This window comes from Methylobacterium sp. OAE515 (assembly GCF_041806315.1).
GTDB classification, from domain to species: Bacteria; Pseudomonadota; Alphaproteobacteria; order Rhizobiales; family Beijerinckiaceae; genus Methylobacterium; species Methylobacterium tardum.
The window spans coordinates 3,113,341-3,136,570 of sequence record NZ_JBGMUV010000001.1 but is presented as its reverse complement, the minus strand read 5'-3'; the positions used below and the strand labels follow the sequence as shown (position 1 = coordinate 3,136,570).

The 23,230-nt window shown below is 69.0% G+C and carries 29 protein-coding genes; 15 read left to right on the top strand and 14 right to left on the bottom strand.

Features of this window, described 5'->3' with window-relative positions; genetic code table 11:
- Positions 1–17: 17 nt before the first annotated feature.
- Complete coding sequence (gene egtB, locus ABIE45_RS15445) at positions 18–1,286, bottom strand: ergothioneine biosynthesis protein EgtB (RefSeq protein WP_192708691.1); 1,269 nt, start codon at positions 1,284–1,286, stop codon at positions 18–20.
- A 263-nt stretch (positions 1,287–1,549) separates the two neighbouring features.
- Here egtB and murI point away from each other — a divergent pair, with 263 nt between their 5' ends.
- A complete protein-coding gene (gene murI / locus ABIE45_RS15440; protein WP_192708690.1) occupies positions 1,550–2,425 on the top strand; it encodes a glutamate racemase in 876 nt (291 codons plus the stop codon).
- 123 nt (positions 2,426–2,548) lie between these two features.
- A complete protein-coding gene (locus ABIE45_RS15435) occupies positions 2,549–3,265 on the top strand; it encodes a cache domain-containing protein (protein WP_192708689.1) in 717 nt (238 codons plus the stop codon).
- Between the two features lie 42 nt (positions 3,266–3,307).
- On the opposite strand, the gene ABIE45_RS15430 is transcribed toward ABIE45_RS15435, so the two are convergent.
- The 3 genes from ABIE45_RS15430 to ABIE45_RS15420 form a co-directional block, all read right to left on the bottom strand.
- Positions 3,308–3,475, bottom strand: a complete 168-nt coding sequence (locus tag ABIE45_RS15430) for a hypothetical protein (RefSeq protein WP_192708688.1) — start codon at positions 3,473–3,475, stop codon at positions 3,308–3,310.
- A gap of 367 nt (positions 3,476–3,842) precedes the next feature.
- Positions 3,843–5,498 (bottom strand): porin, encoded by a 1,656-nt coding sequence (locus tag ABIE45_RS15425; RefSeq protein ID WP_192708687.1) that lies wholly within the window; start codon positions 5,496–5,498, stop codon positions 3,843–3,845.
- A gap of 448 nt (positions 5,499–5,946) precedes the next feature.
- Positions 5,947–6,162: a hypothetical protein gene (locus ABIE45_RS15420; RefSeq protein WP_192708686.1), complete on the bottom strand. Its 216-nt coding sequence runs from the start codon at positions 6,160–6,162 to the stop codon at positions 5,947–5,949.
- A gap of 259 nt (positions 6,163–6,421) precedes the next feature.
- Between ABIE45_RS15420 and ABIE45_RS15415 the strand changes: the two genes are divergently transcribed.
- From ABIE45_RS15415 to ABIE45_RS15405, 3 genes are all read left to right on the top strand, one after another.
- Entirely contained in the window at positions 6,422–6,631 is a 210-nt protein-coding gene (locus tag ABIE45_RS15415) for a hypothetical protein (RefSeq protein ID WP_192708685.1), read from the top strand.
- A 131-nt stretch (positions 6,632–6,762) separates the two neighbouring features.
- A complete protein-coding gene (locus tag ABIE45_RS15410; RefSeq protein ID WP_192708684.1) occupies positions 6,763–7,404 on the top strand; it encodes a DUF47 domain-containing protein in 642 nt (213 codons plus the stop codon).
- A gap of 16 nt (positions 7,405–7,420) precedes the next feature.
- Complete coding sequence (locus tag ABIE45_RS15405; protein ID WP_192708683.1) at positions 7,421–8,407, top strand: inorganic phosphate transporter; 987 nt, start codon at positions 7,421–7,423, stop codon at positions 8,405–8,407.
- A gap of 21 nt (positions 8,408–8,428) precedes the next feature.
- Here ABIE45_RS15405 and ABIE45_RS15400 read toward each other — a convergent pair whose 3' ends face one another.
- From ABIE45_RS15400 to ABIE45_RS15380, 5 genes are all read right to left on the bottom strand, one after another.
- A complete protein-coding gene (locus ABIE45_RS15400; RefSeq protein ID WP_192708682.1) occupies positions 8,429–8,758 on the bottom strand; it encodes a GCG_CRPN prefix-to-repeats domain-containing protein in 330 nt (109 codons plus the stop codon).
- A 64-nt stretch (positions 8,759–8,822) separates the two neighbouring features.
- The gene (locus tag ABIE45_RS15395; protein ID WP_192708681.1) at positions 8,823–9,086 is read right to left on the bottom strand and encodes a GCG_CRPN prefix-to-repeats domain-containing protein; all 264 of its coding nucleotides are present in this window, start codon (positions 9,084–9,086) and stop codon (positions 8,823–8,825) included.
- A gap of 180 nt (positions 9,087–9,266) precedes the next feature.
- The gene (locus ABIE45_RS15390) at positions 9,267–10,631 is read right to left on the bottom strand and encodes a HAMP domain-containing sensor histidine kinase (RefSeq protein ID WP_192708680.1); all 1,365 of its coding nucleotides are present in this window, start codon (positions 10,629–10,631) and stop codon (positions 9,267–9,269) included.
- Positions 10,631–11,362 carry a response regulator gene (locus ABIE45_RS15385; RefSeq protein ID WP_192708679.1) on the bottom strand — a complete coding sequence of 244 codons (732 nt, stop codon included), beginning with the start codon at positions 11,360–11,362 and terminating at the stop codon, positions 10,631–10,633. Before ABIE45_RS15385 ends, ABIE45_RS15390 begins: the two co-directional genes overlap by 1 nt.
- 189 nt (positions 11,363–11,551) lie before the next feature.
- Entirely contained in the window at positions 11,552–12,277 is a 726-nt protein-coding gene (locus ABIE45_RS15380; RefSeq protein WP_192708678.1) for a GntR family transcriptional regulator, read from the bottom strand.
- A 153-nt stretch (positions 12,278–12,430) separates the two neighbouring features.
- Between ABIE45_RS15380 and ABIE45_RS15375 the strand changes: the two genes are divergently transcribed.
- From ABIE45_RS15375 to ABIE45_RS15360, 4 genes are all read left to right on the top strand, one after another.
- Positions 12,431–13,729, top strand: a complete 1,299-nt coding sequence (locus ABIE45_RS15375) for an MFS transporter (RefSeq protein ID WP_192708677.1) — start codon at positions 12,431–12,433, stop codon at positions 13,727–13,729.
- Positions 13,730–13,758: 29 nt separating this feature from the next.
- Entirely contained in the window at positions 13,759–14,838 is a 1,080-nt protein-coding gene (locus ABIE45_RS15370) for a tartrate dehydrogenase (protein ID WP_192708676.1), read from the top strand.
- Between the two features lie 234 nt (positions 14,839–15,072).
- A complete protein-coding gene (locus tag ABIE45_RS15365; RefSeq protein WP_192708675.1) occupies positions 15,073–16,032 on the top strand; it encodes an amidohydrolase family protein in 960 nt (319 codons plus the stop codon).
- 148 nt (positions 16,033–16,180) lie between these two features.
- Complete coding sequence (locus tag ABIE45_RS15360; protein WP_373622360.1) at positions 16,181–16,462, top strand: hypothetical protein; 282 nt, start codon at positions 16,181–16,183, stop codon at positions 16,460–16,462.
- Between the two features lie 45 nt (positions 16,463–16,507).
- Here ABIE45_RS15360 and ABIE45_RS15355 read toward each other — a convergent pair whose 3' ends face one another.
- Complete coding sequence (locus ABIE45_RS15355) at positions 16,508–18,244, bottom strand: HWE histidine kinase domain-containing protein (protein ID WP_192708674.1); 1,737 nt, start codon at positions 18,242–18,244, stop codon at positions 16,508–16,510.
- Positions 18,245–18,460: 216 nt separating this feature from the next.
- Here ABIE45_RS15355 and ABIE45_RS15350 point away from each other — a divergent pair, with 216 nt between their 5' ends.
- Together ABIE45_RS15350 and ABIE45_RS15345 are read left to right on the top strand one after the other, a co-directional pair.
- A complete protein-coding gene (locus ABIE45_RS15350) occupies positions 18,461–19,081 on the top strand; it encodes a hypothetical protein (protein ID WP_192708673.1) in 621 nt (206 codons plus the stop codon).
- A 292-nt stretch (positions 19,082–19,373) separates the two neighbouring features.
- Positions 19,374–19,520 (top strand): hypothetical protein, encoded by a 147-nt coding sequence (locus tag ABIE45_RS15345; RefSeq protein WP_192708672.1) that lies wholly within the window; start codon positions 19,374–19,376, stop codon positions 19,518–19,520.
- A 309-nt stretch (positions 19,521–19,829) separates the two neighbouring features.
- Here ABIE45_RS15345 and ABIE45_RS15340 read toward each other — a convergent pair whose 3' ends face one another.
- Together ABIE45_RS15340 and ABIE45_RS15335 are read right to left on the bottom strand one after the other, a co-directional pair.
- The gene (locus ABIE45_RS15340; protein WP_192708671.1) at positions 19,830–20,324 is read right to left on the bottom strand and encodes a hypothetical protein; all 495 of its coding nucleotides are present in this window, start codon (positions 20,322–20,324) and stop codon (positions 19,830–19,832) included.
- Positions 20,317–20,535, bottom strand: a complete 219-nt coding sequence (locus ABIE45_RS15335; protein ID WP_192708670.1) for a hypothetical protein — start codon at positions 20,533–20,535, stop codon at positions 20,317–20,319. The genes ABIE45_RS15340 and ABIE45_RS15335 overlap by 8 nt, the downstream gene beginning before the upstream one ends.
- Positions 20,536–20,577: 42 nt before the next feature.
- Between ABIE45_RS15335 and ABIE45_RS15330 the strand changes: the two genes are divergently transcribed.
- The 4 genes from ABIE45_RS15330 (at position 20,578) to ABIE45_RS15315 (ending at position 22,038) form a co-directional block, all read left to right on the top strand.
- A complete protein-coding gene (locus ABIE45_RS15330) occupies positions 20,578–20,904 on the top strand; it encodes a hypothetical protein (protein ID WP_373622359.1) in 327 nt (108 codons plus the stop codon).
- A 3-nt stretch (positions 20,905–20,907) separates the two neighbouring features.
- Positions 20,908–21,120 carry a hypothetical protein gene (locus ABIE45_RS15325; protein WP_192708668.1) on the top strand — a complete coding sequence of 71 codons (213 nt, stop codon included), beginning with the start codon at positions 20,908–20,910 and terminating at the stop codon, positions 21,118–21,120.
- A 152-nt stretch (positions 21,121–21,272) separates the two neighbouring features.
- Positions 21,273–21,725, top strand: coding sequence for an anaerobic typically selenocysteine-containing protein (locus ABIE45_RS15320; protein ID WP_192708667.1), 453 nt, complete (start codon positions 21,273–21,275; stop codon positions 21,723–21,725).
- A 61-nt stretch (positions 21,726–21,786) separates the two neighbouring features.
- A complete protein-coding gene (locus ABIE45_RS15315) occupies positions 21,787–22,038 on the top strand; it encodes a hypothetical protein (RefSeq protein WP_192708666.1) in 252 nt (83 codons plus the stop codon).
- 151 nt (positions 22,039–22,189) lie between these two features.
- On the opposite strand, the gene ABIE45_RS15310 is transcribed toward ABIE45_RS15315, so the two are convergent.
- Entirely contained in the window at positions 22,190–22,429 is a 240-nt protein-coding gene (locus tag ABIE45_RS15310; RefSeq protein ID WP_192708665.1) for a 3',5'-cyclic-nucleotide phosphodiesterase, read from the bottom strand.
- A 223-nt stretch (positions 22,430–22,652) separates the two neighbouring features.
- Positions 22,653–23,027: a hypothetical protein gene (locus tag ABIE45_RS15305; RefSeq protein WP_192708664.1), complete on the bottom strand. Its 375-nt coding sequence runs from the start codon at positions 23,025–23,027 to the stop codon at positions 22,653–22,655.
- Positions 23,028–23,230: the final 203 nt, after the last annotated feature.

The following is a 23,230-nucleotide window of genomic DNA, read 5'->3' as shown; positions in this document are numbered from 1 at the left end:
GGTGCCTCCGGGGCGCGTCAGGCGGCGTCCGCGAGGCGCAGGCCGGTGAACTGCCAGCGCTGGTGCGGATAGAAGAAGTTGCGGTAGGGCAGACGGGCATGGCCCTCGGGCGTGGCGACGGACGAGCCGCGCAGCACGAACTGGTTGGCCATGAACTTGCCGTTGTACTCGCCGAGCGCGCCCGGCAGCGGGCGGTAGCCCGGATAGGCGAGGTAGGCGCTCCGGGTCCATTGCCAGACGAGGCCGAACGCGTCCGGCAGCTGGCCGTCCCGGGCTGCGACCTCCCACTCGAACTCGGTCGGCAGGAAGCGGCCCGCCCAGCGGGCATAGGCGTCGGCCTCATAGTAGCTGATGTGGGTGACGGGCGCGTCGAGCGCCACCGGGCGCAGGCCGCCGAGGGTCATGGTGGCCCAGCCGTCCCCGTCCCGGCGCCAGTAGCCCGGCGCCTCCCAGCCCTCGCCCGGACCGGCATACCAGCCGTCCGAGAGCCACAGCTCGGGCTTGGTGTAACCGTCGTCTTCCATGAAGGCGAGCCACTGGCGGTTCGTGACCAGCGCCCGGTCGATCCGGCTGGCCGCGATCAGCGTCTCGTGGCGGGGCGACTCGTTGTCGAACGAGAACCCCTCCCCCTCATGCCCGATCCACGCGATGCCCCGGTCCAGACCGACCTGGCCGGGCTGCGCGGCGGCGTCGGGAAACCGCCAAGCGGGATCGTAGGCGGGGCTCAGCGGGTTCTGCGCGAAGGCGTGCAGGATGTCGGTGAGCAGGAGCTCCTGATGCTGCTGCTCGTGGAAGAGGCCGATCTCCAGGATCGGCAGCACCGCCTCCAGGGCGCGCTCGGAGACCTGACCGAGCAGGCTCTCCACGGCCTGGTCGACATGCGCCCGGTAGGCGCTCACCTCCGCCATGGTCGGGCGCGTGATCAGGCCCCGCTGGATGCGCGGCTGACGCGGGCCGGCTGCCACGTAGTACGAGTTGAACAGGTAGTGCAGCCGCTCATCGAAGATGGCGTAACCCGGCAGGTGCTCGCGGAGCAGAAATTGCTCGAAGAACCACGTGACGTGCGCGCGATGCCACTTGGTCGGGCTGGCATCCGCCATGGACTGGACCTGCTGGTCCTCCGCGGAGAGCGGCGCGGCGCGGCGCTCGGTCTCGTGCCGCACGTGGCGGAACGCGGCGATCCAGGCGGCCCGGTCGATCGGGCGGGCGGTGACGGTGGGCGGCGGGAAGGCTGGCGCCCCCTGCTCGCGCGCCCCCTCCGGGCGCAGTGCGGCCGTGGCTGCCATGACGATTGTCCCCCGATCTGGGCACGACGCGGAACCATTTCCTCGATTCCGAGCCAGCGCGCAGAAGATATGTCCCAGCCGTGGCCAGACAACCTCTGCAGATCGGGAAGCCTGGCCGGCACGGTCCTGTGCGTCTTCGCTCCGCGGGCGCCGCGGTTAACCGGAACAGTTGGGGATCGCGGGTCTTTCTCTCGCCGCAGTGAGGGCCCCTTAACCCTCGCCGCCGAGATTTTAGGACGCTCGTCGAGGAGTCTAGGGTTTCCATGCGGATCGATCTGATGGCTGGGGCCAGCTTGTCCGCCGCCGCGCTGCACGTCGCCAACGAGCCGACCATCCTGGTCTTCGATTCCGGTCTGGGCGGCCTGACCGTCCTCGACGCGGTGCGCCGCGCCCGGCCGGATGCCCGCTACGTCTATGTCGGCGACGACGCGGCCTTCCCGTACGGACGGCTCGGCGAGCCGGCCCTCGTCGCCCGCGTCCTCACGGTGATGGAGCGCCTCGTCGCGATCCACCGGCCCGACCTCGTGGTCATCGCCTGCAACACCGCCTCAACGCTGGTCCTGCCGGCCTTGCGCCAGCGCTTCACGACGCCCTTCGTGGGGGTCGTGCCGCCGATCAAGCCGGCCGCCGAGGCAACGCGCTCGCGCCTGGTCTCCCTGCTCGCGACGCCCGGAACGGTGGTCCGCTCCTACACCCGCGACCTGATCGCGACCTATGCCGGATCCTGCACGGTCAGCCTCGTCGGCTCGCAGAACCTCGCGAGTTACGCGGAGGCGGAACTCGCCGGTTCTCCGGTGGACGATGCGGTACTCGCGGCCGAGATCGCGCCCTGCTTCACGACCGAGCCGGACGGGCGGCGCACGGACGTGGTCTGTCTCGCCTGCACGCACTACCCCCTGCTGCTGCCGCGTCTCGAGGCGCTCGCGCCCTGGCCGGTCACGTGGATCGATCCGGCCCCGGCTATCGCGCGGCGCGTGGTGCAGCTGATCGGCCCCCTGCCCCGCGACGCGGGCCGACACGGAACTGCGACCGGCGCCTTCACGGCCGGCACCTGCCTGAACGCGTCTCTGCGCACGGCGCTGGCGGCGCGCGGGATCGGCGAGGTGGGAATCGAGGCGATTCCCCTGCCGATGCAATAGGCGGCACACCTCAGCCAACGCTCTGACGAGTGCGTGAGATCTGTATTGAGCGCTTGCCAAGGTGGCGAGTGCAGTTTCTGATTGTGCTGATTCGAGAGGATGTGCTGGATTCGGGAGAGGCCGATGTCGCTGAAAGCTTCGGTGCTTGCAGCTGTATTGATCCTCGGGTCGGGTCCGATAGCGCCGGCTCTGGCCTGCGGCGACGGTGAGGCCCCGACCTCCTGCGACGATCCGAGCCCGAACGGATTCGCGTCCTGGATGCTCGGGCGCGTGGATCGGGCCTTGCAGTCCAACCGGGGCCGGGCGCTCCAGGATTTCACCGACGGGGCACGCGGCTTTCGCACCGCCGACACCTACGTGTTCTGCATCGGCCCGGACGGCATCATGAGCGCCCATCCCAACCCGATCCTGAGAGGGCACGACGTACGGGACCTGCACGACAGGACCGGAAACTATTTCATTCGCACGATGATGGCGGCGGCCAAGCCCGGGCAGATCTCGGTGATCCGTTACCTGTTCCCTAAGCCCGGCAGCACCGTGGAGGAGCCGAAGACCACCTACTACACCAAGGCGGGTGATCAGACCTGCGCGGTCGGCGTGTACGACGCCGATGCCGCCGCCCCTGCGGTCGCGACGGCCGACGGACGCATCGCCCAGCTTCGGCGACGGCTCGACAGCCAGATCCCGAGCAGCGCCCGCGCGGATTGGACCGCTTTCCTTGAGGCGCTGAACGCGCAGGGCGACGAGCGGGCGACGGTGATCGCCCAGGTGAGGCATGACCTGAACGCCGCGGCGACCGCCCTGGATCGGGCCGGTCCGAAATCGGCGGGCACCCGTTAGGACCAGCCTGACGCTGGCCAGGAGCCCGGCCTCGCGGGCTGGTCAGCGCGTGGCGATAGCCGTCGCGGACGGGCCCGTGAACGCGTCGGCCTCGTTCGGGATGATCAGGTGGACGAACAGCATCCCGGCCGCGACGATCAGAGCGAGGGCCACGATGCGCCAGACTTCGAGGATCGGCTCCTCGGACGGCGTGTTCGTCTCGGTCGGCATGTTTCCACATCCTGCCTGTTCGGACCCGGATGGGACACCCGGAGAATGAACGCTTGGTAAAGCCGTCCCGGTGATCCGCACGCGCCGCCTGCCACCCGGGCTCGGCGATGCCGGGTTGCGCCAACACGAACAGCATCCGCGGGATCGGGGGCTCGTCCGTTGTAAAGGCGGCAGATGGGACATGTCCCATCGCGACCGCAGTGCGGCACCGCACAGACGCAGCGAGCCGCCCCTCAGGTGCGCGCGTTGCCGGCGGGCACAAAAAAAGCCCGGCACGAGGCCGGGCTCAAGTTCCCATTTTGCACGGGGGTAGTCCATGACGCCGAGGCAGGCTGCCACGGCATCATGTTCCGATCGCCAGTGGTGATCAGAAGTCGCGCTGGACGCGGAAGCGCACCTGCGAAACCGAGTCCTTCGAGGCCGTGGCGACAGCGAACGTGCCGGCGTTGATGGCAGCGATGTTCGAGTAGGCGGTCGGGCTCTTGTCCAGGTCGATCGCCCGGCCGCTCTTCAGGCCGATCTGCGTGTAGAAGGCCTCGACGCCGATATCGAGGTCCTTGACCGGCGACCAGATGATGCTGCCGCCCGCCACGAACTGGTAGGTGTCACGCAAGGCTTGGCTCAGCTGGAAGAACCGGGTGCCGGGCGTGCCGACGGCGTTGGAGCCGAACGGATTGCTGCCGGCAAGCCCGCTCACGAGTCCGTAGAGCTGGCCCTGCTGGAAGCGGGCGGTCGCCGAGAAGTCCTGCTCGCCGTAGGAGCCGAAGAACGCCGAGCGCCATTCCGGGGTCCAGTAGTGCAGGTACGACGCCGTGACAGTGAAGCTCTGCGAGGTCTGCAGCTGGCCCGTATACGGGTTGACCGTCGCATCCGAGAAGTACTGGTTGAACTTCTGGCCCTGGATCGTCTGTGTGCTCTGCGTGTAGCAGCCGGTATAGGCGCAGTAGCCGGTATACATCTGCGCGCCGTCGCCGTAGGCACCCTGCAGGTAGAGGGCGTCGCCCGGGGCGATGAACGGGGTGTTGATCTTCAGGCCGCCCTGAACCGCCCAGCCATACACGCTGTTGGTGTGTGCCGGAGAGACGATGGAGCCTGTGCCGGTGGTTGCGGCGGTCGAGATGTTGCCGACGTTCAGCTCGTGCGTTGCGGCTGACAGCTGGGCCGAACCCCAGGCTTGGTCGAGGCGGACGACGCCGACGAAGTCGGGCATGCGCTCGCGCTCAATGGTGTCGATGGTGCTGAAGCGCGTCGGGACGCCGCCGGTATAGCCGACGAAGACCTGCGTCGGCTGGTTGGTCACGCCGAAGTTCGACACGCTACCGGTGTTGAGCATGGCCGAGACGTTCTGCGGCGAGAAGATCGGGGTGCGGCGGAAGACCGGATCTTCGATCGAGATCGTGGCCGACAGGCCGTTGCCGATCGTGGCCGTGTAGGCGAGCAGGTTGGTCGAGAACACGTCGGAGCCGAGGGTCGCTGCGGCGATTTCGAAGTCGTGGGCGTAGAAGTCGAAGAACGAGGAGGCGCGACCGGCGGTCAGGCCGGCGAACTGGATGAACGCCTTGTCGACGTTCACGTATTGCTGGTCGCGGCCGAACTGATCGGTGCCGATGCCCGGGAAGGCCTGACCGATGCGCTGCTGGGTGCCGGAGGTGCCGACGCCGGAGTAGCCGGTGCGGGCGCCGGCATCGAGGCGGACGAAGGCGCGCAGGGTGCCGTAGGCAGTCTGGGTGCGGGCATCGAGGTTGATGCGCATCCGACCCTGGTAGCCCGACGTGTCGCCGCTGTTGGTGCCGGATTGGCGGGTGTAGCTGGTCTGGTAGCCACCCTCGAACCGGGCGCGGCCCGAGACGCGCAGGCAGGTATCGGTGCCGGGGATGTAGAAGAAGCCGGCGCCATACGCGCCGCAGACGCGGACGTACTCGATCGGAACCGCCTTCTTCACCGGAAGATCGGCGGCGTGCGCGGCACCCACGGCCGCGAATGCAGCCGCTGACCCGAGCAGCGAGCTCTTCAAGAGCGTCATAGATATCTCCAAAGCTTCGAGACCCGTGGCGCGGCCGCCCGGTTATCCAGATCTGACCGCATGTCTTTGGTTTGGCCTGCGTCTTGGCGGCAGGCTCGTCAGGGCTCGCGTTCGGCGATGCCTGAGTGCGCTGCGATCATGCTCGGACGGCGGCTTCGGGACAATAGAGTTTAGTGCTCCGCGATGGTTGCGCGCAGGCAATGTGATTTTTGTGCCACTTTTTACTCGGCTTATACGGTCGTATTACTCGCACAAACAAGAAATATTACGAAATGTATCCGGCAACTATGTTGCTATGCTTAAATGATGCGCGGAATGCCTGCCATTCTGCCCATGCCGTGTGCGGATCTGAGCGCGCGCCGAATCGATCGTGAGCCCATGGCTGTCCTGCGAGCCGCACGGACGCTTCAGCCGAGCCCGGCTCCCCGACCGTGGTGCGGTCGGCGCGTCACGCGGCCACATCGGCGAGAGCCGCGACCTCACAGCTGTCGGCCCTAAGCCGCCAGTCGATCACCCCTGCCCGCTCACACAGAAGCGCCTTGGCTTGCCACTCGGCGGACACGTCCGAGCGGGCGCGAACCAGGATGGTGCTCTGCACGGCACGGTGGTCGTGCCCGGTATCGTCGGGAACGGTCATGTAGAAGGTCACGCGGTAGGTGTGCATCGGTCGGCTCCGCTCTGGACGGAATCACCGTCGGTCACCGCGGCGCCCGCTGCCTTGATCCGGCTCAAGGACAACGGGAGGCGCGTGCCGCCGGGGCTTGCGGCGCCGATGCCGTCGTCGGAGAGCGCGAGGTCACCCACAGCTTTGCCGCGTCCGATAAAGCCGAGTTGCCGTCACCGCTCGAATAGTCCAGCTTTGGCCGCAATCGCCTGCGGTCTTCACTATTCAAGAGCGGAGGTCATCGGCCCGGGAGTCGCTGATGTTCGAAAACCTGTACTGGGGGGCGGCGCTCCTGATCCTGATCGGGGCGGTGACGCTGGTGGCGATCGGCGCCATCCGACAGCCGCGCCCGCGAAAGGGCCAGGCCGACCCGCGCCGTACCGACCCGCGCAGGACCTTCGGGCGCAAGCGACGATGGCGCCGCGCCGCCGGGGCCGGCCGGCGCCCGGGTGTCCTCCCGCTGCGGTGAGCGGCAGATCCGCCCCATCGGCGGACGAATTGCGTGCGCAAGCCTGGATCGGTCCGGCCTCCTTGGCGGTTGTGCTTGCCGGGCCCTGATCAGCCCTTCGGTCACACCGATATTCTGAACGTGGACACGACATGCTGGCTTGGTTTCGGGCCCTGATGCCGAAGGAAGACCGGTTCTTCGGCCTCTTCGAGCGTCACGCCGCCACGCTCGTTGACGGCGCGGTCGCCCTCCGGGCCCTCCTCGATGGCACGCAGGATATCGCGGGGGCTTGCGCGGCCATCGCGGCGCGCGAGGACGAGGCCGACGCGATCACCCGCGAGGCCCTTCTGGCGGTGCGCAGGACCTTCATCACGCCCTTCGACCGCGGCGATATCCAGGCTCTGGTCGGCTCCCTCGACGATGCCATCGATCAGATGCTCAAGACCGCCAAGGCGGTCCAGCTGTTCGAGGTGACGGCCTTCGAGCCGGCGATGCGCGAAATGGGCGTGGTGATCCAGGAGGCCGCCTTGGTTACCGCCGAGGCCCTGCCGAAATTGAGGGCCCTCGGCGAGAACGCCGCCGCCCTGAACGGCCTTACCGAGCGCGTCATCGAGCTGGAGGGCCGCGCGGACGACTTGCACAATGCCGGACTGAAGAGGCTGTTCAAGGCCTCCCGGCAGGATCCGATGGCCTTCCTGGTCGGCTCTGAGCTCTACGATCACCTGGAGAAAGTCATGGACCGGTTCGAGGACGTGGCGAACCAGATCAGCAGTATCGTGGTCGAGCACGTTTGAGCGACGAGTCGCACGCGTGACGTTCCTCGTCGCCCTGATCGCCCTCGCGCTGATCTTCGACTTCCTGAATGGGCTGCACGACGCCGCCAACTCGATCGCCACCATCGTGTCGACCCGGGTTCTGGCGCCGCGCTACGCGGTGTTCTGGGCGGCGTTCTTCAACTTCGTCGCGTTCCTCGTCTTCGGCCTGCACGTCGCCGGGACGGTCGGGTCCGGCATCATCGACGTCACGGCCGTGGACGACCGGGTGATCCTGGGGGCGCTCGGTGGCGCGATCACGTGGAACCTGCTCACGTGGTATGCGGGCATCCCGTCCTCGAGCTCGCACGCGCTCATCGGCGGCTTGCTCGGAGCCGGGATCGCCAAGGCGGGGACGGGCGTGATCGTCTGGCAGGGCGTCGTCGCCACGAGCGCGGCGATCGTGCTCTCGCCGGCGCTGGGCTTCGGGCTCGGGCTGCTGCTGATGCTGGCCGTGTCGTGGCTCTTCGTCCGATCCACGCCGACGGCCGTCGACCGGCTGTTCCGGAGTCTGCAATTCGTCTCGGCCTCGCTCTACTCCCTCGGGCACGGGGGCAACGACGCTCAGAAGACGATGGGTATCATCGCGGCGCTGCTCTACGCCCACGGCGAGAGCAGCAGCTTTCACGTGCCGCTCTGGGTGGTTCTGTCCTGCCAGACAGCCATGGCCGTCGGCACCCTGCTCGGCGGCTGGCGCATCGTGCACACGATGGGATCGAAGATCACCCGGCTCTCGCCCATGCAGGGCTTCTGCGCCGAGACAGGCGGCGCCGTGACCCTGTTCGCCGCGACGGCGTTCGGCATCCCGGTCTCCACCACCCACACGATCACCGGGGCGATCGTGGGGGTCGGTGCGGCCCGCCGCGTTTCGGCGGTCCGGTGGAACGTCGCGCAGGGGATCGTGGTGGCCTGGGTGATCACGATGCCGGCCGCCGGCCTCGTCGCCGCCTTGACCTACGCGCTGTCCGGCCTGGTCCTGCCCTAGGAAGCCAAGCGCCGCGACGGGTCACCAGCGATGGCGCCAGGCGCCGTGGTGGCCGCCGTGCCAACCACCATGCCAGTCCCGATGCCATCCGCCGTGCCAGCCCGCATGCCGGAAGCCGCCCCAGCGATAGCCGCCGTGCCAGCCGAACCGCCGATGCCAGGCATAGGGATGGCCGTAGCGCCACCGGTAGCCGGGAACGACGACAAACGGACGGTAGAAGCCGTTTGGCCGGCACCAGCCGTAGAAGTTGCGGTGGAAGCCGGGGCCGCACCCGTCGCGGGCCTCGGCACTCGAACCGGCCAACAGGAGTCCCGCCGCGAGGGCTGCGGGCATGACAAGCTTGCGGATCATCTGTCACTCCATGGTCGTCCGGCCGCGGGCCGGACACGGTACGGGGTTGCGATCAGGCGACGCGTCAGTTCGGCCAGCAGCGTCGGCCGTAGGGACCGATGTGGAAACCGGGCGGGCAGGAGACGCCCCGGACGTAGCCGCCCCATTGGCCGCCGGGACGGCAGCCGCCGTAGGGGCCCCGATGCCCGTAGGGGCCGCAGCCGCCGTAGACTTGGATGATCTGCGCATCGCCCGGTCCGGCGGACACCGCCGGCTGGACGAGCGGCAACGCCGAGGCCGGAGCCGCGAGGGCGACGAGGAGAGCGGCCGGGCCGAGAACCTTCAACATCGGTGCGTTCCTTCTGCTCACGTGAGAGAGCCTTTGGGGCTCTGTGCCATCCGTCCCGGCTTTGGTCCCGCCGCGACGTGTGAGCGTAGGTTCGCCCGTGCGCTCTGCCCGGATGTGACGGGCGGAGGCTGGCGTGTAACGTTGCGTAACGCTTGATTTCCCGGTTGAGGTGCCGGCGCGTCAGGTCAGGGCCGGCAGCGTCACGGTGAACCGGGCCCCGCCCTGCGAACCTCTCTCGGCCACCACAGTACCGCCATGCGCCTCCGCGATCTGCCGGCTGATCGCGAGACCCAGACCGGTCCCGCCGGTCTGCCGGTTTCGGGAGCGCTCGACCCGGTAATATGGGCTGAAGATCGCGGCGCGTTCGGCTTCCGGAATGCCCGGCCCGTCATCCTCGACGACGATCTGGCAGGCGGCGCCGGTCCGCCGCACCGCCACGGCGACCGAGGATTGCCCGAACTTCACCGCGTTCCCGATCAGGTTGGCGATGACGCGGCGCAGCGCGAGGGCGTCGCCGGCCACGGTCGCGTCCCGCACGTCCTCGCCGGTCATATCGATGTTGGCGCCCTGCGCCGCGTGCTCGGCGACTTCCACGGCCACCAGATCGGCGAGATCCACCGGCGAGCGGGCGGCCTCGACGGCGGTGCCGCGGGCGAAGACCAGGGAGGTCTCGAGCAGGTCGGTCATGGCGTCGAGATCCGCCACCAGCCGCTCCCGCAGCCTGGGCTCGGCCACGCCCTCGGCGCGCAGGCGCAGCCGCGTCAGATACGTCTTGAGGTCGTGCGAGATCGCCCCGATCAGCAGCGAACGCTCGGCCATCAGGCCGCTGATCCGCTCCTGCATGCCCTGGATCGCCTGGGCGAGGCGAAGGATCTCGGGGGCGCCGCGCGGGGCGTTCACGCGCTCCGGAGCCCGGCCGTCGAAGCGGGACACGGCGTCCGTCAGCCGCCGCAGCGGCGCAAGCTCGTGGCGCGTGCCGACCAGCACGAGAGCCGCCACCACGGCCCCGAGGACGGCCACCCAGAGACTCAGCGGCTGTCCGAACAGCCACGGCATGAGCGAGCGGTGGTGCGCGGCGGCGGTGATCACCAGGGTCCGGCCGTCGGGCAGCGGGTATGTCGCCGTCGCCAGACGGCCGAAGGGACCACGCTGGTCGGCGCTCGCCACCGTGGACGGGTTGATGCCCCGCAGCAACAGCGCCGAATCGGTGAACGCCCGGACCGGACCGCCCGTCAGCCGCCGGAGACGGGCTTCGAGGCGCGGTTCCGGGATCAGTCCGGTCTCGTCCGGGGGGACGTCGACGATCTCCGCCCGCAGGATCTCCCCGCTCACCGCCTTCAGGATGGCGGGTCTTTCGGCCGGGTCCGCATCCCGCAGGAGCGTCATGATGCCGGCGGCTTGGTCGACGCGCGGAAAGCGCGAGCCGCTCGGCAGATGTTCCTGGCGACGCTGCCAATCATCCAGCGCCACGGTGGCGAGCACGAGGAGCGACAGCGCCCCCAGCAGGAGCAGCATGATCCGGCCGAGGAGGCCGACCCGGCCCATCACGGCAGGCCGGACTTCACCGGCGCGGCCAGGATGTAGCCCGCGTTGCGCACGGTCTTGATCAGGGCCGCCGCGGTGCTGCCGGCGGCTTCGAGCCGGTGCCGCAGGCGGCTCACCTGCACGTCGATGGTGCGGTCGAAGGCGTCGGCGGTCCGGCCGCGGGTCCAGTCGAGGAGCTGGTCGCGCGACAGCACGCGCTGGGGCCGCGTGATGAAGCAGTGCAGCAGGTCGTACTCGGCGCTGGTGAGCGGGATCTCGGTGGCCGGATCGCGGATCGTCACGGTGCGGGCCCCGAGATTCACGGTAAGATCCGCGACGCTCAGCGTTTCCGAGCCGGGTTCGGCCACGTGGCCGCCGCCGCTTGCCCGGCGCAGGACGGCCCGGATCCGGGCGAGGAGCACGCGCGGGTTGAACGGCTTCGAGACATAGTCGTCGGCGCCCATCTCCAGCCCCAGCACGCGGTCGATATCTTCGTCCTTGGCGGTCAGCATCACCACGGGCGGACCGTTCGCGTCCCGCAGCCGCCGGCAGATCGAGAGCCCGTCCTCGCCGGGCAGCATCCAGTCGAGGACGATCAGGTCCGGGACGGTGCCGGCCGCCAGGATCCGGTCGAGGCTGGCGCCACCGTCGAGGGCGACGACACGGAAGCCCTCGCCTTCGAGATAGCCGGCGAGCAGCGCGCGGATGTCGGAATCGTCCTCGACGATGGCGATGGTCGTGCCTTCGTGCATGGCCGAAGCATAAGCGGTGCGGGCGGCCCGGCAACGCGAAACGTGCCGCTGACACAAAACGTTACACGGGTGATCCCCGCGTTCCGGGCGGTGCTGTGGCGGACATTCACCACGTGCGCGCGGGCGGAGGCGGCCACCGCGTCGATGTCCCGGCACGAGGCGACACGGCGCGGTGGTGCGGCGCCGGGCCTACAGGTGCTTGAGCCCGTAGCTGTCCAGCAATGGCAGCAGTTCGTTGCGCGCGCGGATGCGGTGCTGACGCGCGGCGTCGAGGGCCTCGGCCCCCTCGCCCGCGCGGATCGCCTGCGCGATCCGCCGGTGCTCCGCAATCGAGGCGTCCAGCGCCCGGCGGAGGTTGAGCGTCAGCATCCGGGCCCGGTGCGACTGGTCGTTGATCGATTGCACGATCCGGCTCATCCGCCCGTTCCGGGCGTGCTCGATCAGCGCAGCGTGGAAGGCCTCGTCGGCCTCCCCCCAGGCCGGGAGGTCGCTGCGCGCATGAGCCTGGGCCATGATGTCGGTTTGGACGTCCAGCGCCTGCGCGGCCGCCAGGCGCTCATGGTCGGGTAGCGCAGCCACCAGCTCGGCGGCACGGCCCTCCATCGCGATGACGACGTCGTAGATCTCGCGCATGTCATCCGGAGCGAGGGCCAGGATCAGGATGCCCTTCCGGGGCAGGACCCGCACGAGCCCGTCCTCCTGCAGCCGGATCGCCGCTTCGTGCACCGGCGTGCGGCTCATGCCCAGCCGCAGAGCGATCTCCTGCTCGGAGGCCTGGTAGCCGGGAGCGAAGCTGGCATCGCGGATCGCGGCGCGCAGGGCCGCATACGCGTCGTCGACGAGCGAGGTGCGTTTCTCGCCCTCGTCAGCGGCCCCCGGCATCTCCGGATCCTTGCCGCGCTGCGCCCGCGCCATCAACCGCCTCCTCTATCCCGCTGCCCTAGCACCGCCGACATCCGCCGCGGAACAGGCATTGACAGGTCTGCCCACCGGTTATAGCGGTATGCCATCTTGCATGGAAGATGGCGCGCAAGAATCAACAGCGCGCCACGGCCAAGGGAGGAGACGATGGACGGCTCGCTCGAGCACGCCACCATGCGCCGCGTCGCATGGCGCTTGGTTCCCTTCATCTGCCTTCTCTACTTCATCGCCTTCATCGACCGCGTGAATATCGGTTTCGCGGCGCTGACGATGAACAAGGATCTCGGATTTTCGGCTTCTGTCTTCGGTTTCGGGGCCGGCGTGTTCTTCTTCGGCTATTTCCTGTTCGAGGTGCCGTCGAACATCATTCTCGACAAGGTCGGTGCGCGGCTCTGGATCGCCCGCGTAATGATCACCTGGGGCTTCCTCTCGGGCGCCTTCGCCTTCATCCGGGGCGAGACGAGCTTCTACGTGCTCCGCTTCCTGCTCGGTGCCGCGGAGGCCGGATTCTTTCCCGGCATCATCCTCTACCTGAGCTACTGGTTCCCGAGCCGCTATCGCGCCGCGGTGGTCTCGCTGTTCATGGCGGCCGCGCCGATCTCGGTGCTGCTCGGCTCGCCGCTCTCGAGCCTCTTGCTCGAGATGGACGGCGTCCTCGGCCTCCACGGCTGGCAGTGGATGTTCATCGTCGAGGCTGTGCCCGCCGTGTTGCTGGGCGTGGCGGTGCTGTTCTACCTGACCGACCGACCGGAGGCGGCGACCTGGCTCGCCGACGACCAGCGCACTTGGCTCGTCGCCGAGATGAACGCCGAGCGGGCCGCCAAGCAGCCGAGCGCCCGCCACAGCCTGCTGAGCGGCCTTGCCGACGCCCGCGTGCTGGCGCTGGCACTGATCTATTTCGGCACCTCGGCCGGCCTCTACACCCTCGGCATCTGGGCGCCGCAGATCATCAAGGGTCTCGGCTTGTCCACGATGACGGTCGGCCTGCTCAACGCCGTGCCGCCCACCGCGGCGGTGGTGGCGATGGTTCTGTGGGCGCGCCATTCCGATCGGACGGGCGAGCGCACGTGGCACGTGGTCATCGCCTGCCTCGCCGCATCCCTCGGCCTCGTCCTGGCCGGTGGCGCGTCGTCGGTGGTGGGGGTCGTGGCCGCCCTGAGCCTCGTCAATGTCGGGATCAGTTCCGCCAAGCCGCCCCTCTGGGCGATGCCGACCATGTTCCTGTCCGGCCCGGCCGCCGCGGTGGGCATTGCCACCATCAACGCGATCGGCAATCTCGGCGGCTTCGTCGGACCCTGGGTGATCGGCTGGATCAAGGACCGGACCGGCAGTTTCGCGGGCGGCCTGTACTTCGTCGCCGGCCTTCTGGTCCTCTCCGCCATCCTCACCCTCGCGGTCGCCCGCGCCGGGCGACGCGCCACGCCCGAACGCGCGCTGGCGCGCTGAACCCTCTCTCGTTCCCAAGGAGATCTGTCATGACCAAGACCTACACCATCGCGGCCATCCCGGCGGACGGCATCGGCGTCGAGGTCATCGCCGCCGGTATCGAGGTGCTCGACGTGCTGGCCGAGAAGACCGGCGCGTTCCGGTTCCGGTTCGACCATTTCGATTGGGGTTCGGATTACTACAAGAAGCACGGCGTGATGATGCCCGCCGACGGTCGCGAGCAGATCAAGGACCACGACGCGATCTTCTTCGGGGCGGTGGGCGCGCCGGACGTGCCCGACCACATCACGCTCTGGGGCCTGCGGCTCAACATCTGCCAGCCCTTCGACCAGTACGCCAATGTTCGCCCGACCCGCATCCTGCCGGGCATCACCAGCCCGTTGCGCCACGTCTCGGGGCCGGAACTCGACTGGGTGATCGTGCGCGAGAACTCGGAGGGCGAGTATGCCGGCGTCGGCGGCCGGGTCCACCAGGGCCATCCGAACGAGGTCGCCACCGACGTCTCGATGATGACCCGGTCGGGCGTCGACCGCATCATCCGCTACGCGTTCAAGCTCGCCCAATCCCGGCCGCGCAAGCTCCTCACGGTCGTGACCAAGTCGAACGCCCAGCGCCACGCCATGGTGATGTGGGACCAGATCGCCGCCGAGGTCGCCGCGGAATTCCCCGACGTCACCTGGGACAAGATGCTGGTCGATGCCATGACGATGCGGATGGTGATGAAGCCCGAGACTCTCGACACCATCGTGGCGACCAACCTGCACGCCGACATTCTGTCGGACCTCGCGGCGGCGCTCGCCGGCTCGCTCGGGATCGCGCCGACCGCCAACATCAACCCGGAGCGCACCTTCCCGTCGATGTTCGAGCCGATCCACGGCTCGGCCTTCGACATCACCGGCAAGGGCATCGCCAACCCGGTCGCGACCTTCTGGACGGCGTGCCAGATGCTGGAGCACCTCGGCGAGCCGGACGCGGCCGGTCGGCTGATGCGCGCCGTCGAGCGCGTCACCGCGGATCCGAGCCTGCACACGCCCGACCTCGGCGGAAAGGCGACGACCCGTCAGGTCACCGATGCGGTCATCGCGGCGATCCGAGGCGACAACGCCTGAGGCAGCCGGGCCCGGGGGCGCCCCGTCATCGCGGGCGCCTTCCGGCCTCCCAGGCCCTAGGACCGGGCTTCGGGCGAACGCGGATCTCCGCGGGCCGGACCCTCCGCTGACGCTCGCGCCCGATCGTATCCAGTATTCGCCTTGATCCGTTCCGGCGCATGCGGCGCGTCGCTAGGCTGCCGAGCGTGACACCGGACGCGCAGACGGCCGGGCTCGAAGCAGCGGGAGGACGCGATGATCACACTGGACCCAAGCCGTCGCCGCGTGCTCGGCGGTGCGGCCGCGGCAACCCTCGGCGCCGCGCTCGGCCTGCGGGGCCGCCCGGCCTCCGCTCAGCACAATGTCCGCTTCTCGACCGGCACGGCGGCGCCGACGTTCAAGGTCCCGCCGAACACCGCGGATTGCCATTTCCATATCTACGACAACCGCGTCCCGCCGGCCGCGGGCGGCCTGCCGGCCCCGGACGCGACGCCGGACGATTACCGCGCGCTGCAGGCCCGCCTCGGCACCACCCGGGGCGTCGTGGTCCAACCCTCGCTGTACGGAACCGACAACCGCCCGACGCTCGCCGGCATAGCGGCCCTCGGGCCGAACTTCCGCGGCGTCGCGGTGGTGACGCCTGCAGTCAGCGATGCGGAACTGCAGCGGCTGCACGGTCTCGGCATCCGCGGCATCCGGTTCAACCTCGCGCAGGCCGGCACCACGACGCTCGACATGCTGGAACCGCTCTCGCAGCGTGTGGACGCCCTCGGCTGGCACTGCCAGATCAACATGCCGGGCGACAAGATCGTGGCGGCGTCCGACACATTCCTGAAGATCCGCGGCAAGCTGGTCTTCGATCACTTGGCGCACTGCCCACAGCCGGCGGGCGTTCAGAGCGACACGTTCAAGCTGATGCGGCGGCTCCTCGACCAGGGGAACACCTGGGTGAAGCTCACCGGCCTCTACGCCGACACCACAGTGGGGCCGCCTACCTACGCCGATACCGTGGCCGTCGCGCGCGCCTTCGCGGCCGCCGCACCGACACGATGCGTCTGGGGCACCGACTGGCCGCATCCCACCGAGCGTCAGGACAACAAGCCCGACGACGCCCTGTTGCTCGATCTGTTCCCGACCTTCGTGCCGAACGAGGCCGACCGGACACGCATCCTCGTCGACAACCCCGCGGAACTCTACGACTTCCCGAAGGCCTGAGCGGGGTCTGCCCTTGCCGGGTCGCTTCGGTGCCGAATGCCGGCCGCGGCGCGATCCGGCCTGACGGGATGCGCAGGACCGGTGGCGGGATCGCGGCTGATCCGATCTGGCGCTTTCCGGGGCGCGGCGACACGCGCATAGTCGCCTGATGCGCCGTCCCGAGCCGCGACGGGCGTTCCGGGTCATCGAAGGCGGACCGCCGCCGCAGCGTTCCGGGCTGCGTTCCCGGTATCATCGCTTCGGCATCGCTGCGGCGTCCACGATCGGCGGTCTGGGTGCCGCCATGGGCGTGTCGAAAGGACTGTTCGGGCCCCATGCAGGGCCGGCCGATTGGGTGATCGTCCCGATCGTCACGGCACTCTGTGCGGCTTCGGCTTACGGCGCGTGTCGGGCGCTCGGCTGGGCGGTGTCGAGGTTCCAGGGGCGATAGGCGCCGGCCGCCAAGGTCTTGACCCGTCCATGTTCCGGGCGCGGCTCAGGCGACGGGCTGGGGCAGCTGGCCGGCCAGATCGCGGGAGGAGAGGAAGCGGTCGGGCTCATCCAGGGGGACATCGAGAGCGCAGCGCGCGCCTTCAGGCGGAAAGCTCAGCTCGACCGATCCGCCGAGTTCCCGGGCGATGCCGCCGGTGATCAGGCGCGTGCCGAAGCCCCGACGTGTCGGTACCGCCACGGGCGGTCCGCCGCTCTCCCGCCACTCCAACACGAGCCGGCGAGCGTTGTCGGGCCCCACGACGACACGCCACGTCACGTCGACCCGGCCTTCCTCCGTCGCCAACGCACCGTATTTGGCTGCGTTGGTGGTCAGTTCGTGGATCGTCATGCCGAGGGCGAGCACGTAGCGGGGCCGAAGGTCGAGATCCGGCCCATCGAGTCTGAAGCGGCGGCCCTTCCCGTCCTGGAAGGGTGCGAACTCGTTCTCGATGACGAGCCGCAGCGGTGCCCCACCCCAATCATCCCGCGAGAGCAGATCGTGCGTCTTCGAGAGAGCGAGGATGCGTCCTTCCAGCCGGTCGCCACGGTCGTCATCGCGCCGCGCCTGCCGGGCCAACGATTGCACCGTCGTCAGGGTATTGCGCACGCGGTGGTTGAGTTCGTGCAGCAGCAGCGTCTGCCGCTCCTGAAGGAGGCGGCTGCGGGCGATCTCGGCGCGCAACTCGCCCTCATGCTTTTGCAGTGCGACCGCCATGGCGTCGAACGCCTCGCCGAGTTCGCCGAACTCGCCAGGTCCCCCGATCCCGCTGCGCACATCCAGCTCGCCGGCCCGCCAGGCTGCGGCCGACCGGAGAAGGCGTCGGACCGGCCGGCGGATAAAGGCGCGCCCGCCCATCAGCGCCGCCACGAGCGCCAGGGCGGCCCCGATCCCGATCAGGACGAGACCGCGCCGAGTGGCGGCATCGATGTCGGCGAAGGCCGTGTCCGGTGAGAGACCGACCGCGACCGTGAAGGAGCCGAGATCCTCCGGGCTCGTCCCGGCGATCGCGGTGATCCGCGGATTGTCCTGGAGACCGGTCAAGTCCGCGACACCGCCGCGATGGCGGCTCAGCGCCGCCCAGAAGGGCGCGGGAAGCGGCTTGCCAACCCATTCGTCGTGATCGGGCAGACGGATCAGGACGGTGCCGTCCCGGTCCGCGACGGTCAGTGCCGCGTCGGGTGGCAGGCCGGCGGAGGCTTGGCGCATGGCCAGGTAGGAGAGATCGATGCTCGTCAGGACGATGCCGTCCGGGCGGCCATTGGCGCCGGGGATGGCCAGCGCGAACTGGATGGTCGGCCGCTTGGTGATTCGGCCGGACACGACCTCGCCGATGGCAAAGCCGCCGGTTCGCATCGCCTCCTTGAAGTAGGATCGGTCCGCGATCGCGTACGCGCCGGGCGCCGACCCGAGCGTGTTGCACAGGATGCGTCCTTCGGCATCGGCGACGCCGAAGAAGAACGATCCTGGAACCTTATCGACGACGCTCCTGAGGTAAGCCGTGCAGACTTGCGGATCCTTCTTCTGAATTTCCGGCAACTCGGACAGGATGCCGAGGATCTGCCTGGCGCCGCGACTGAACTGATCCAAGTCGACGGCGACGCCGCGTGCCGTCCGCATGGCCTCGCCCCGGACGGCCTCACCCCGCGCGCTGCGCAGCGCGTACTCGTTGTAGCCCTGTATGGCGAGCGCCGGCAGGAGGGCCAAGCCCACGAGGCCCACAATCCGCTTCGTCAGTGACATCGAGGGCGCCGTCCTGCTCCTGAGTAACCCTCGCCGTGGGTCCGAGGACCGAAGGGCGCAGATAGGCGGCGACGGCGTTTCGGAAAGCGCCTTTCGGCGCGCCTGAAGCCGGCGCCGCGCTACGGTCATCCGCGTCGGGCCGCGCGACGGAGACTGAACCGTCTCTGATACGCATGGTTGACCCTGTGCGAGAGAAAAAACGTCCGAGGAATATTGATGACCCGTCTGCCTCTGCTCTGCGGCGTTGTTGCGCTCATGGCTTTCAGCCTGTCCTCGGCTGCCTTCGCGCAGGAGGGCGGCCCGTGCACCGATGACATCGCCACGCTCAAGCGCGATCTCGGAACGCAGGTCGGCCTGGGCGCGCCCGTGTCCGAGCCCGATTACGGCCAGAGCCGCGGGCCGAACGAGTCCGGAGGCCGGCAGGCCTCGGCCAGCACCACCGGCAGCACGGCCAAGCCGGTGGGCACGCCCGACACAGATCGGGCGCAGCAGGGCGGTGCATCCCGCGAGAGCGGCGGCACGCCCGGAACCGTCGGTGGCGTCTCGGGCCCGGTTGGCGCGGCGACCGGCGGCACGCAGGCTGACGCCGTCGCCAGCGGCCGGATCGCGACGTCACCCGCGGATGTGCGCCGGCAGTCGGAGAACCGGCCCACGGCTGCCCAGGCTGCGGCGCAAGGGGGCGATCCCAAAGCCTCCCCCGAGCGGTCGTCCGAGGACAAGGTTTCCCAGGCCAAGATGGCTCTGCAACAGGCCGTGGATCTCAACGCGCGCGGGGACCAGGGCTGCCGCGAGGCCGTCAAGCGGACCCGAGACCTGCTGCCGCAGCACGGACGCTGAGGTCCGTCGTTCGTCGGCCGTCGGTGAGCGCAGATTCCCGGAGCAAGCCTTCCGGGGTCTGCGGCACGCGCTAAAGCCACGGTGCAGAGCCGCGCGCCGCTCCGCATCGATACGGTTCGCGCCGGCGGGTGGCTCAGGCTGCTGATCGAGGCCCGCCTTGCGGCTTCCCGCGACGGCTGAATTCAAGGGGTGCGCAGTTCCGCACCGCCTTGCCGCGCTGACCTCGGACCGGGGTCCGTTCGCGACGTGTCAGGCGCGGCGCAGATTGGACGTTCAACATTCCGGAGGTGAGATGGTCGATCCGTCAAAGGTACAGCGCGCGCCCGTACGCACAAACCGCTTCGGGCTGATTGCCGCCGCAATCCTGATCGCGGCGCTGATCGCGTACGCGATCTACTTCGTCATGGTCCCCGCTCCCCTGCCGCCCGGCGCTCACTGACGGTCCGGAAACTCCGCGCCTCTCGAGAAGGCTCAGTGGGTGCGATGATCATTCCGACGAGGCGACCCGGGATTCCGGAGAGCCTCGGACGCCGTGAGATCAGTCTGAACGTTGAAGCGGATCAGCGCTTTAGTCGGCTGATTGTGCCCACGCAATCGGTGAAAGACGCAAGCACATTCAACGCCGTTCATCCCAGGTGCGGGATTTTCCGTGCCTCTGAGAAGCCGGTGCTTTTTCCGATGCGTCCCGCACTGCCGGCTGTTTGATCTTCTCAACGGCAGGATGAGGACGAACCGGTGACGGCCATCCTCAAACACCGCCGGGATCGGCATCGACGTGATCCGGCGCGCCCGGCCGCGCGCGCCGGCACAGCACCCGCGCGCCCTGCCGCAGCGTCACCTCATCCCGCGGATAGGCATCCTTCACCGCCTCGAAGGCCGCGATCGCGCCGTCGAGCGGGTAGATCACGCCGAGCCGCAATTCGATCCGGCCGCGCGCGTCCCAGACCTCGATCGCGAAGGGCCGGCCCGGCGGGACCGGCGGCTCCAGATCGGGCAGCTTCGGGAGGCGCAGCGTCGCGAGGCACTGGCTCTCGTACTTGCGCGCCACCTTTGCGCCGGGCCCCCGCTGGTGGCGGCAGGTGGCGGTGAGTGCCCGCAGGAGGTCGAGCGTCGCGATCTCCGGCCCGAACCGGGCCAGCAGGCCGTCCAGGCGGTAGCTTCCGTGGCGGCGGCAGGTCGCGCAGTCGATCGCCAGCCGGTCGCCGGCGATGTCGCCCAGGCGCTGGGACGGGCCGTCAGCCATGCACGCCGCCCCGCGCATAGCCGCGCGCGATCAGACGCCCCTGCTCGGCCGCGTGCCGCTCGGCCGCGTCGCGGTCGGTGAGCGCATCCGTGATCGCCTGGACGAGCGCCGCCCGGGTATCGCCCTCGGCGGCCCCGAGAGTGGCCGCGTCGATCGCCTCGGCCTCGGGCCGACGGATCTCCACAGGCGGCGCGTGCCGTTGGACGTGCATCCGGGTCACAACCTCGATTAGAACAGATGGGGAACAAAGCGGATGGCGAGGCGTGGTTCAATGGCTGTTTCGAATCGCGCGACGATTGCGGTGGGCACCTGTGGAGAAGTTGGGAAAACGCCAATGCCGCGGAGGCTTTACCGCTTCCACTGCCTGGGTGGCGGTGAGGCCGTGTTCGACCTGGAGGGGCGGTGGCTGTCGAGCATCCGCGAGGTCCGGCAGCACGCGGACCGGGTGGCGCTCGGTCTGATGACGGGGGTCGGTTGCCAGGACTGGACCGTGTGGTCCGTGGACGTGCGCGATGCCGCGGGCCGGCCGGTGCTGTTGCGCGCGTTCACTGCCGTGACGCTGGACGGCAAGCGGGCGTGAGCGGTGGCCTGGCGATGGCTGCGGCCGGGCTGGCAGGAGCCGGTGCAGACCGAGAGCGGGGTAGTGAAGAAGGCCGAGAACCTGGCCGAGCGGATGCCCGGCGCGGCGGCGCTGAAGATGGCCGGCGACGAGACAGGCGAGCTGGAAGGCGTCACCATCCTCAGGCAGTGGGGCGAGATCCCGGACGACTTCGCCGGGAGCCTGCAGGGCGGCTGACCCAGGTTTTCGGGCGTGCCGGCCGGTGAGCGCCGCGTCATGCTCTTGTGCTCCTGCCCATGCGGCGTTGCGCGCCGGAACGTCACGGACCTGCCTGTCTTTCCAGATCACGAGGGCGGTCGATGACGACGGGCCCAGACAGGGATACCTTCATGCTGAACTTCGCTCGCGGATCGGTGGCGCTCGCCGCCCTCTTCCTCGCAGGTCCCGCTCTCGCCCAAGGCAAGCCGCTGGCACCGCCTGCCAGCGATGCGATGCCGCCGGTTGAACTCACGATCAGCATGAAGGACGGCAAGCCGGTCTGCGAGCCCGCCGAGCTCAAGCTGCCGGCCGACACGAACATCGCCCTGCACATCGTGAGCAGCGCCGATGCGCCGGTCACCATCACGGCGCCCGGGCAGTTCGAGAACGGTCTGGTGCTGCACGCGGACGGCGACCTCGTCCATGTCGCGAGCGAGAAGGGCTACACCGTCAAGCAGAACGGCCAGGGCACGCTTCGCCTGCGGACGATGAAGGCCGGACAGGAGGAGTACGCCTGCACCAGCACGCGCAAGGCCGACGCGCCGTTCAAAGGCAAGCTGGTCCTGAGCCCACCTGCCAACTAGCGCCCTGCCACAACCACAACACCTCTGGTGAGGCGACCACGAGCGGGAGGCTTGCGTCGGCATGCCCGATAAGACATCGGCCAAGAAGAAGCCGCCCAAGGTGGCGGTCGTCGAGAAAGCGCCCCGCAAGGTCGGCCTGCCGACGCAGCTCGCGGCGATCCAGACGAAGTACCGGAACGCTCTTCTCGACGCCGCCGATCAGCCATTCGCGGCGCAAGGCGATCTGATCCGATCAGCGCTGGCAACGCTGCTGGCCGAGAAGGCCGCTTTGGGCGTGAAGGACGGCGAGGAGGAGGCCGGCGCGTCGGAGTAACCCTGCCGGGCGGCGGCCGGCGCCGCGAGCTCCCAGACCCGCGGCCCCAGGTCTGGTTCTGCTTGTTCGGGCGGCCGGTCAACCGTCGGCGCCGCCCGATCTGCTCACGGGCCGGTGGGTCGCAAAATCGGGCTTACGAGCAAGCCGCTTGCTACTTACCGCCGGCAGCCTTGTAGGCATCGATGGCACGGCGACAGTTTGGCGACATCTGGCTCATGTTCTTCTTGAAGCAGGCGTCCATCTGCGGGCTATTCGGGTCTATGCCGGCACAGAACGTGATGGCGTCACCTGCACAATTGGTCTGCAGTTCCTGATTGCCGCGATTCGGCGCCTGTGCCGAGGCGGGGGCGGCGATAGCGATGAGACCGAAGGCGAGGATGAGGCGGCGCATGTTTGGTCCTTAACCAGAGCAGTTCGTCCACGCCCTAACGAAGCTGGCGCCTGTTTTATCCCTTCCGCTTGCAAAATCGGATTCCAGCCGCGCTCTGCAAGATAAGCTCCAGGCCCGCGGTCATGGCACCAAAATGCTCTGCCTGCCGGCCGCCAAGGCTGTCACAAGCATCGTGAAGCCGTTGAGCGAGCCCTGCTGCCGATCCTGGTCCGAACCCAGTGCCTCAGAGACTCGTACTTTTCGCCGCGAACTCCCAGACCGGCACGCCCCAGGCCTGACCCGGCTTCGTCCGGTAGCCGGAGAAGCGGTCAAACACGATCCGGTCCTGCTCGACGGCAACCACCCGGCTGTCGTTGACCATCAGCGCGCCGGCATATTCCACGCGCAGGAAGCCGTGCTGCGGGTGAACGCCGAACAACTGCTCGGCGGTCCAGCCGCGCCGGTGCGCGTCGGCGCCGTGCGCGTCGAGGAAAGCCAGCGCGTTCGTCCGCATCGCCGCCCATTTTGCCGGCAGCAGATACCGGCACGGCGACGCGTGCTCGGACAGGCGCTCGATCTGGTCGCGCCAGGTTATGACGGCGGGCGGGTGGTTGGACATGACGGCGGGGTACGGCCGAATGGTTGCCGGTCCGCTAAGCGTCCGCCACGTCCGCGACGGATGAGGATGCGCGCGCAGCCTTCATCGCGATGGTCAAGGCGGCGGCCATGGCGCCCTTCACGGGAGTCGTTCCGCCGTTTCAGCACCGACCCCATCAGCCTCCACCCTGGAGAGGCCTTGTGGCGGAGCGGTCATGATGCGGT

Bases quoted from the DNA above. Each gene is read 5' to 3' on its own strand.
- ABIE45_RS15410 (WP_192708684.1), top strand. From the start codon at position 6,763: ATGCTGGCTTGGTTTCGGGCCCTGATGCCGAAGGAAGACCGGTTCTTC.
- murI (WP_192708690.1), top strand. From the start codon at position 1,550: ATGCGGATCGATCTGATGGCTGGGGCCAGCTTGTCCGCCGCCGCGCTG.
- ABIE45_RS15430 (WP_192708688.1), bottom strand. From the start codon at position 3,475: ATGCCGACCGAGACGAACACGCCGTCCGAGGAGCCGATCCTCGAAGTC.
- ABIE45_RS15380 (WP_192708678.1), bottom strand. From the start codon at position 12,277: ATGGCGCGGGCGCAGCGCGGCAAGGATCCGGAGATGCCGGGGGCCGCT.
- ABIE45_RS15425 (WP_192708687.1), bottom strand. From the start codon at position 5,498: ATGACGCTCTTGAAGAGCTCGCTGCTCGGGTCAGCGGCTGCATTCGCG.
- ABIE45_RS15345 (WP_192708672.1), top strand. From the start codon at position 19,374: ATGGTCGATCCGTCAAAGGTACAGCGCGCGCCCGTACGCACAAACCGC.
- ABIE45_RS15370 (WP_192708676.1), top strand. From the start codon at position 13,759: ATGACCAAGACCTACACCATCGCGGCCATCCCGGCGGACGGCATCGGC.
- ABIE45_RS15340 (WP_192708671.1), bottom strand. From the start codon at position 20,324: ATGGCTGACGGCCCGTCCCAGCGCCTGGGCGACATCGCCGGCGACCGG.
- ABIE45_RS15335 (WP_192708670.1), bottom strand. From the start codon at position 20,535: ATGCACGTCCAACGGCACGCGCCGCCTGTGGAGATCCGTCGGCCCGAG.
- ABIE45_RS15390 (WP_192708680.1), bottom strand. From the start codon at position 10,631: ATGGGCCGGGTCGGCCTCCTCGGCCGGATCATGCTGCTCCTGCTGGGG.
- ABIE45_RS15415 (WP_192708685.1), top strand. From the start codon at position 6,422: ATGTTCGAAAACCTGTACTGGGGGGCGGCGCTCCTGATCCTGATCGGG.
- ABIE45_RS15435 (WP_192708689.1), top strand. From the start codon at position 2,549: ATGTCGCTGAAAGCTTCGGTGCTTGCAGCTGTATTGATCCTCGGGTCG.
- ABIE45_RS15375 (WP_192708677.1), top strand. From the start codon at position 12,431: ATGGACGGCTCGCTCGAGCACGCCACCATGCGCCGCGTCGCATGGCGC.
- egtB (WP_192708691.1), bottom strand. From the start codon at position 1,286: ATGGCAGCCACGGCCGCACTGCGCCCGGAGGGGGCGCGCGAGCAGGGG.
- ABIE45_RS15360 (WP_373622360.1), top strand. From the start codon at position 16,181: ATGCGCCGTCCCGAGCCGCGACGGGCGTTCCGGGTCATCGAAGGCGGA.
- ABIE45_RS15355 (WP_192708674.1), bottom strand. From the start codon at position 18,244: ATGTCACTGACGAAGCGGATTGTGGGCCTCGTGGGCTTGGCCCTCCTG.
- ABIE45_RS15350 (WP_192708673.1), top strand. From the start codon at position 18,461: ATGACCCGTCTGCCTCTGCTCTGCGGCGTTGTTGCGCTCATGGCTTTC.
- ABIE45_RS15420 (WP_192708686.1), bottom strand. From the start codon at position 6,162: ATGCACACCTACCGCGTGACCTTCTACATGACCGTTCCCGACGATACC.
- ABIE45_RS15305 (WP_192708664.1), bottom strand. From the start codon at position 23,027: ATGTCCAACCACCCGCCCGCCGTCATAACCTGGCGCGACCAGATCGAG.
- ABIE45_RS15320 (WP_192708667.1), top strand. From the start codon at position 21,273: ATGCTGAACTTCGCTCGCGGATCGGTGGCGCTCGCCGCCCTCTTCCTC.
- ABIE45_RS15395 (WP_192708681.1), bottom strand. From the start codon at position 9,086: ATGTTGAAGGTTCTCGGCCCGGCCGCTCTCCTCGTCGCCCTCGCGGCT.
- ABIE45_RS15385 (WP_192708679.1), bottom strand. From the start codon at position 11,362: ATGCACGAAGGCACGACCATCGCCATCGTCGAGGACGATTCCGACATC.
- ABIE45_RS15365 (WP_192708675.1), top strand. From the start codon at position 15,073: ATGATCACACTGGACCCAAGCCGTCGCCGCGTGCTCGGCGGTGCGGCC.
- ABIE45_RS15315 (WP_192708666.1), top strand. From the start codon at position 21,787: ATGCCCGATAAGACATCGGCCAAGAAGAAGCCGCCCAAGGTGGCGGTC.
- ABIE45_RS15330 (WP_373622359.1), top strand. From the start codon at position 20,578: ATGGCGAGGCGTGGTTCAATGGCTGTTTCGAATCGCGCGACGATTGCG.
- ABIE45_RS15400 (WP_192708682.1), bottom strand. From the start codon at position 8,758: ATGATCCGCAAGCTTGTCATGCCCGCAGCCCTCGCGGCGGGACTCCTG.
- ABIE45_RS15310 (WP_192708665.1), bottom strand. From the start codon at position 22,429: ATGCGCCGCCTCATCCTCGCCTTCGGTCTCATCGCTATCGCCGCCCCC.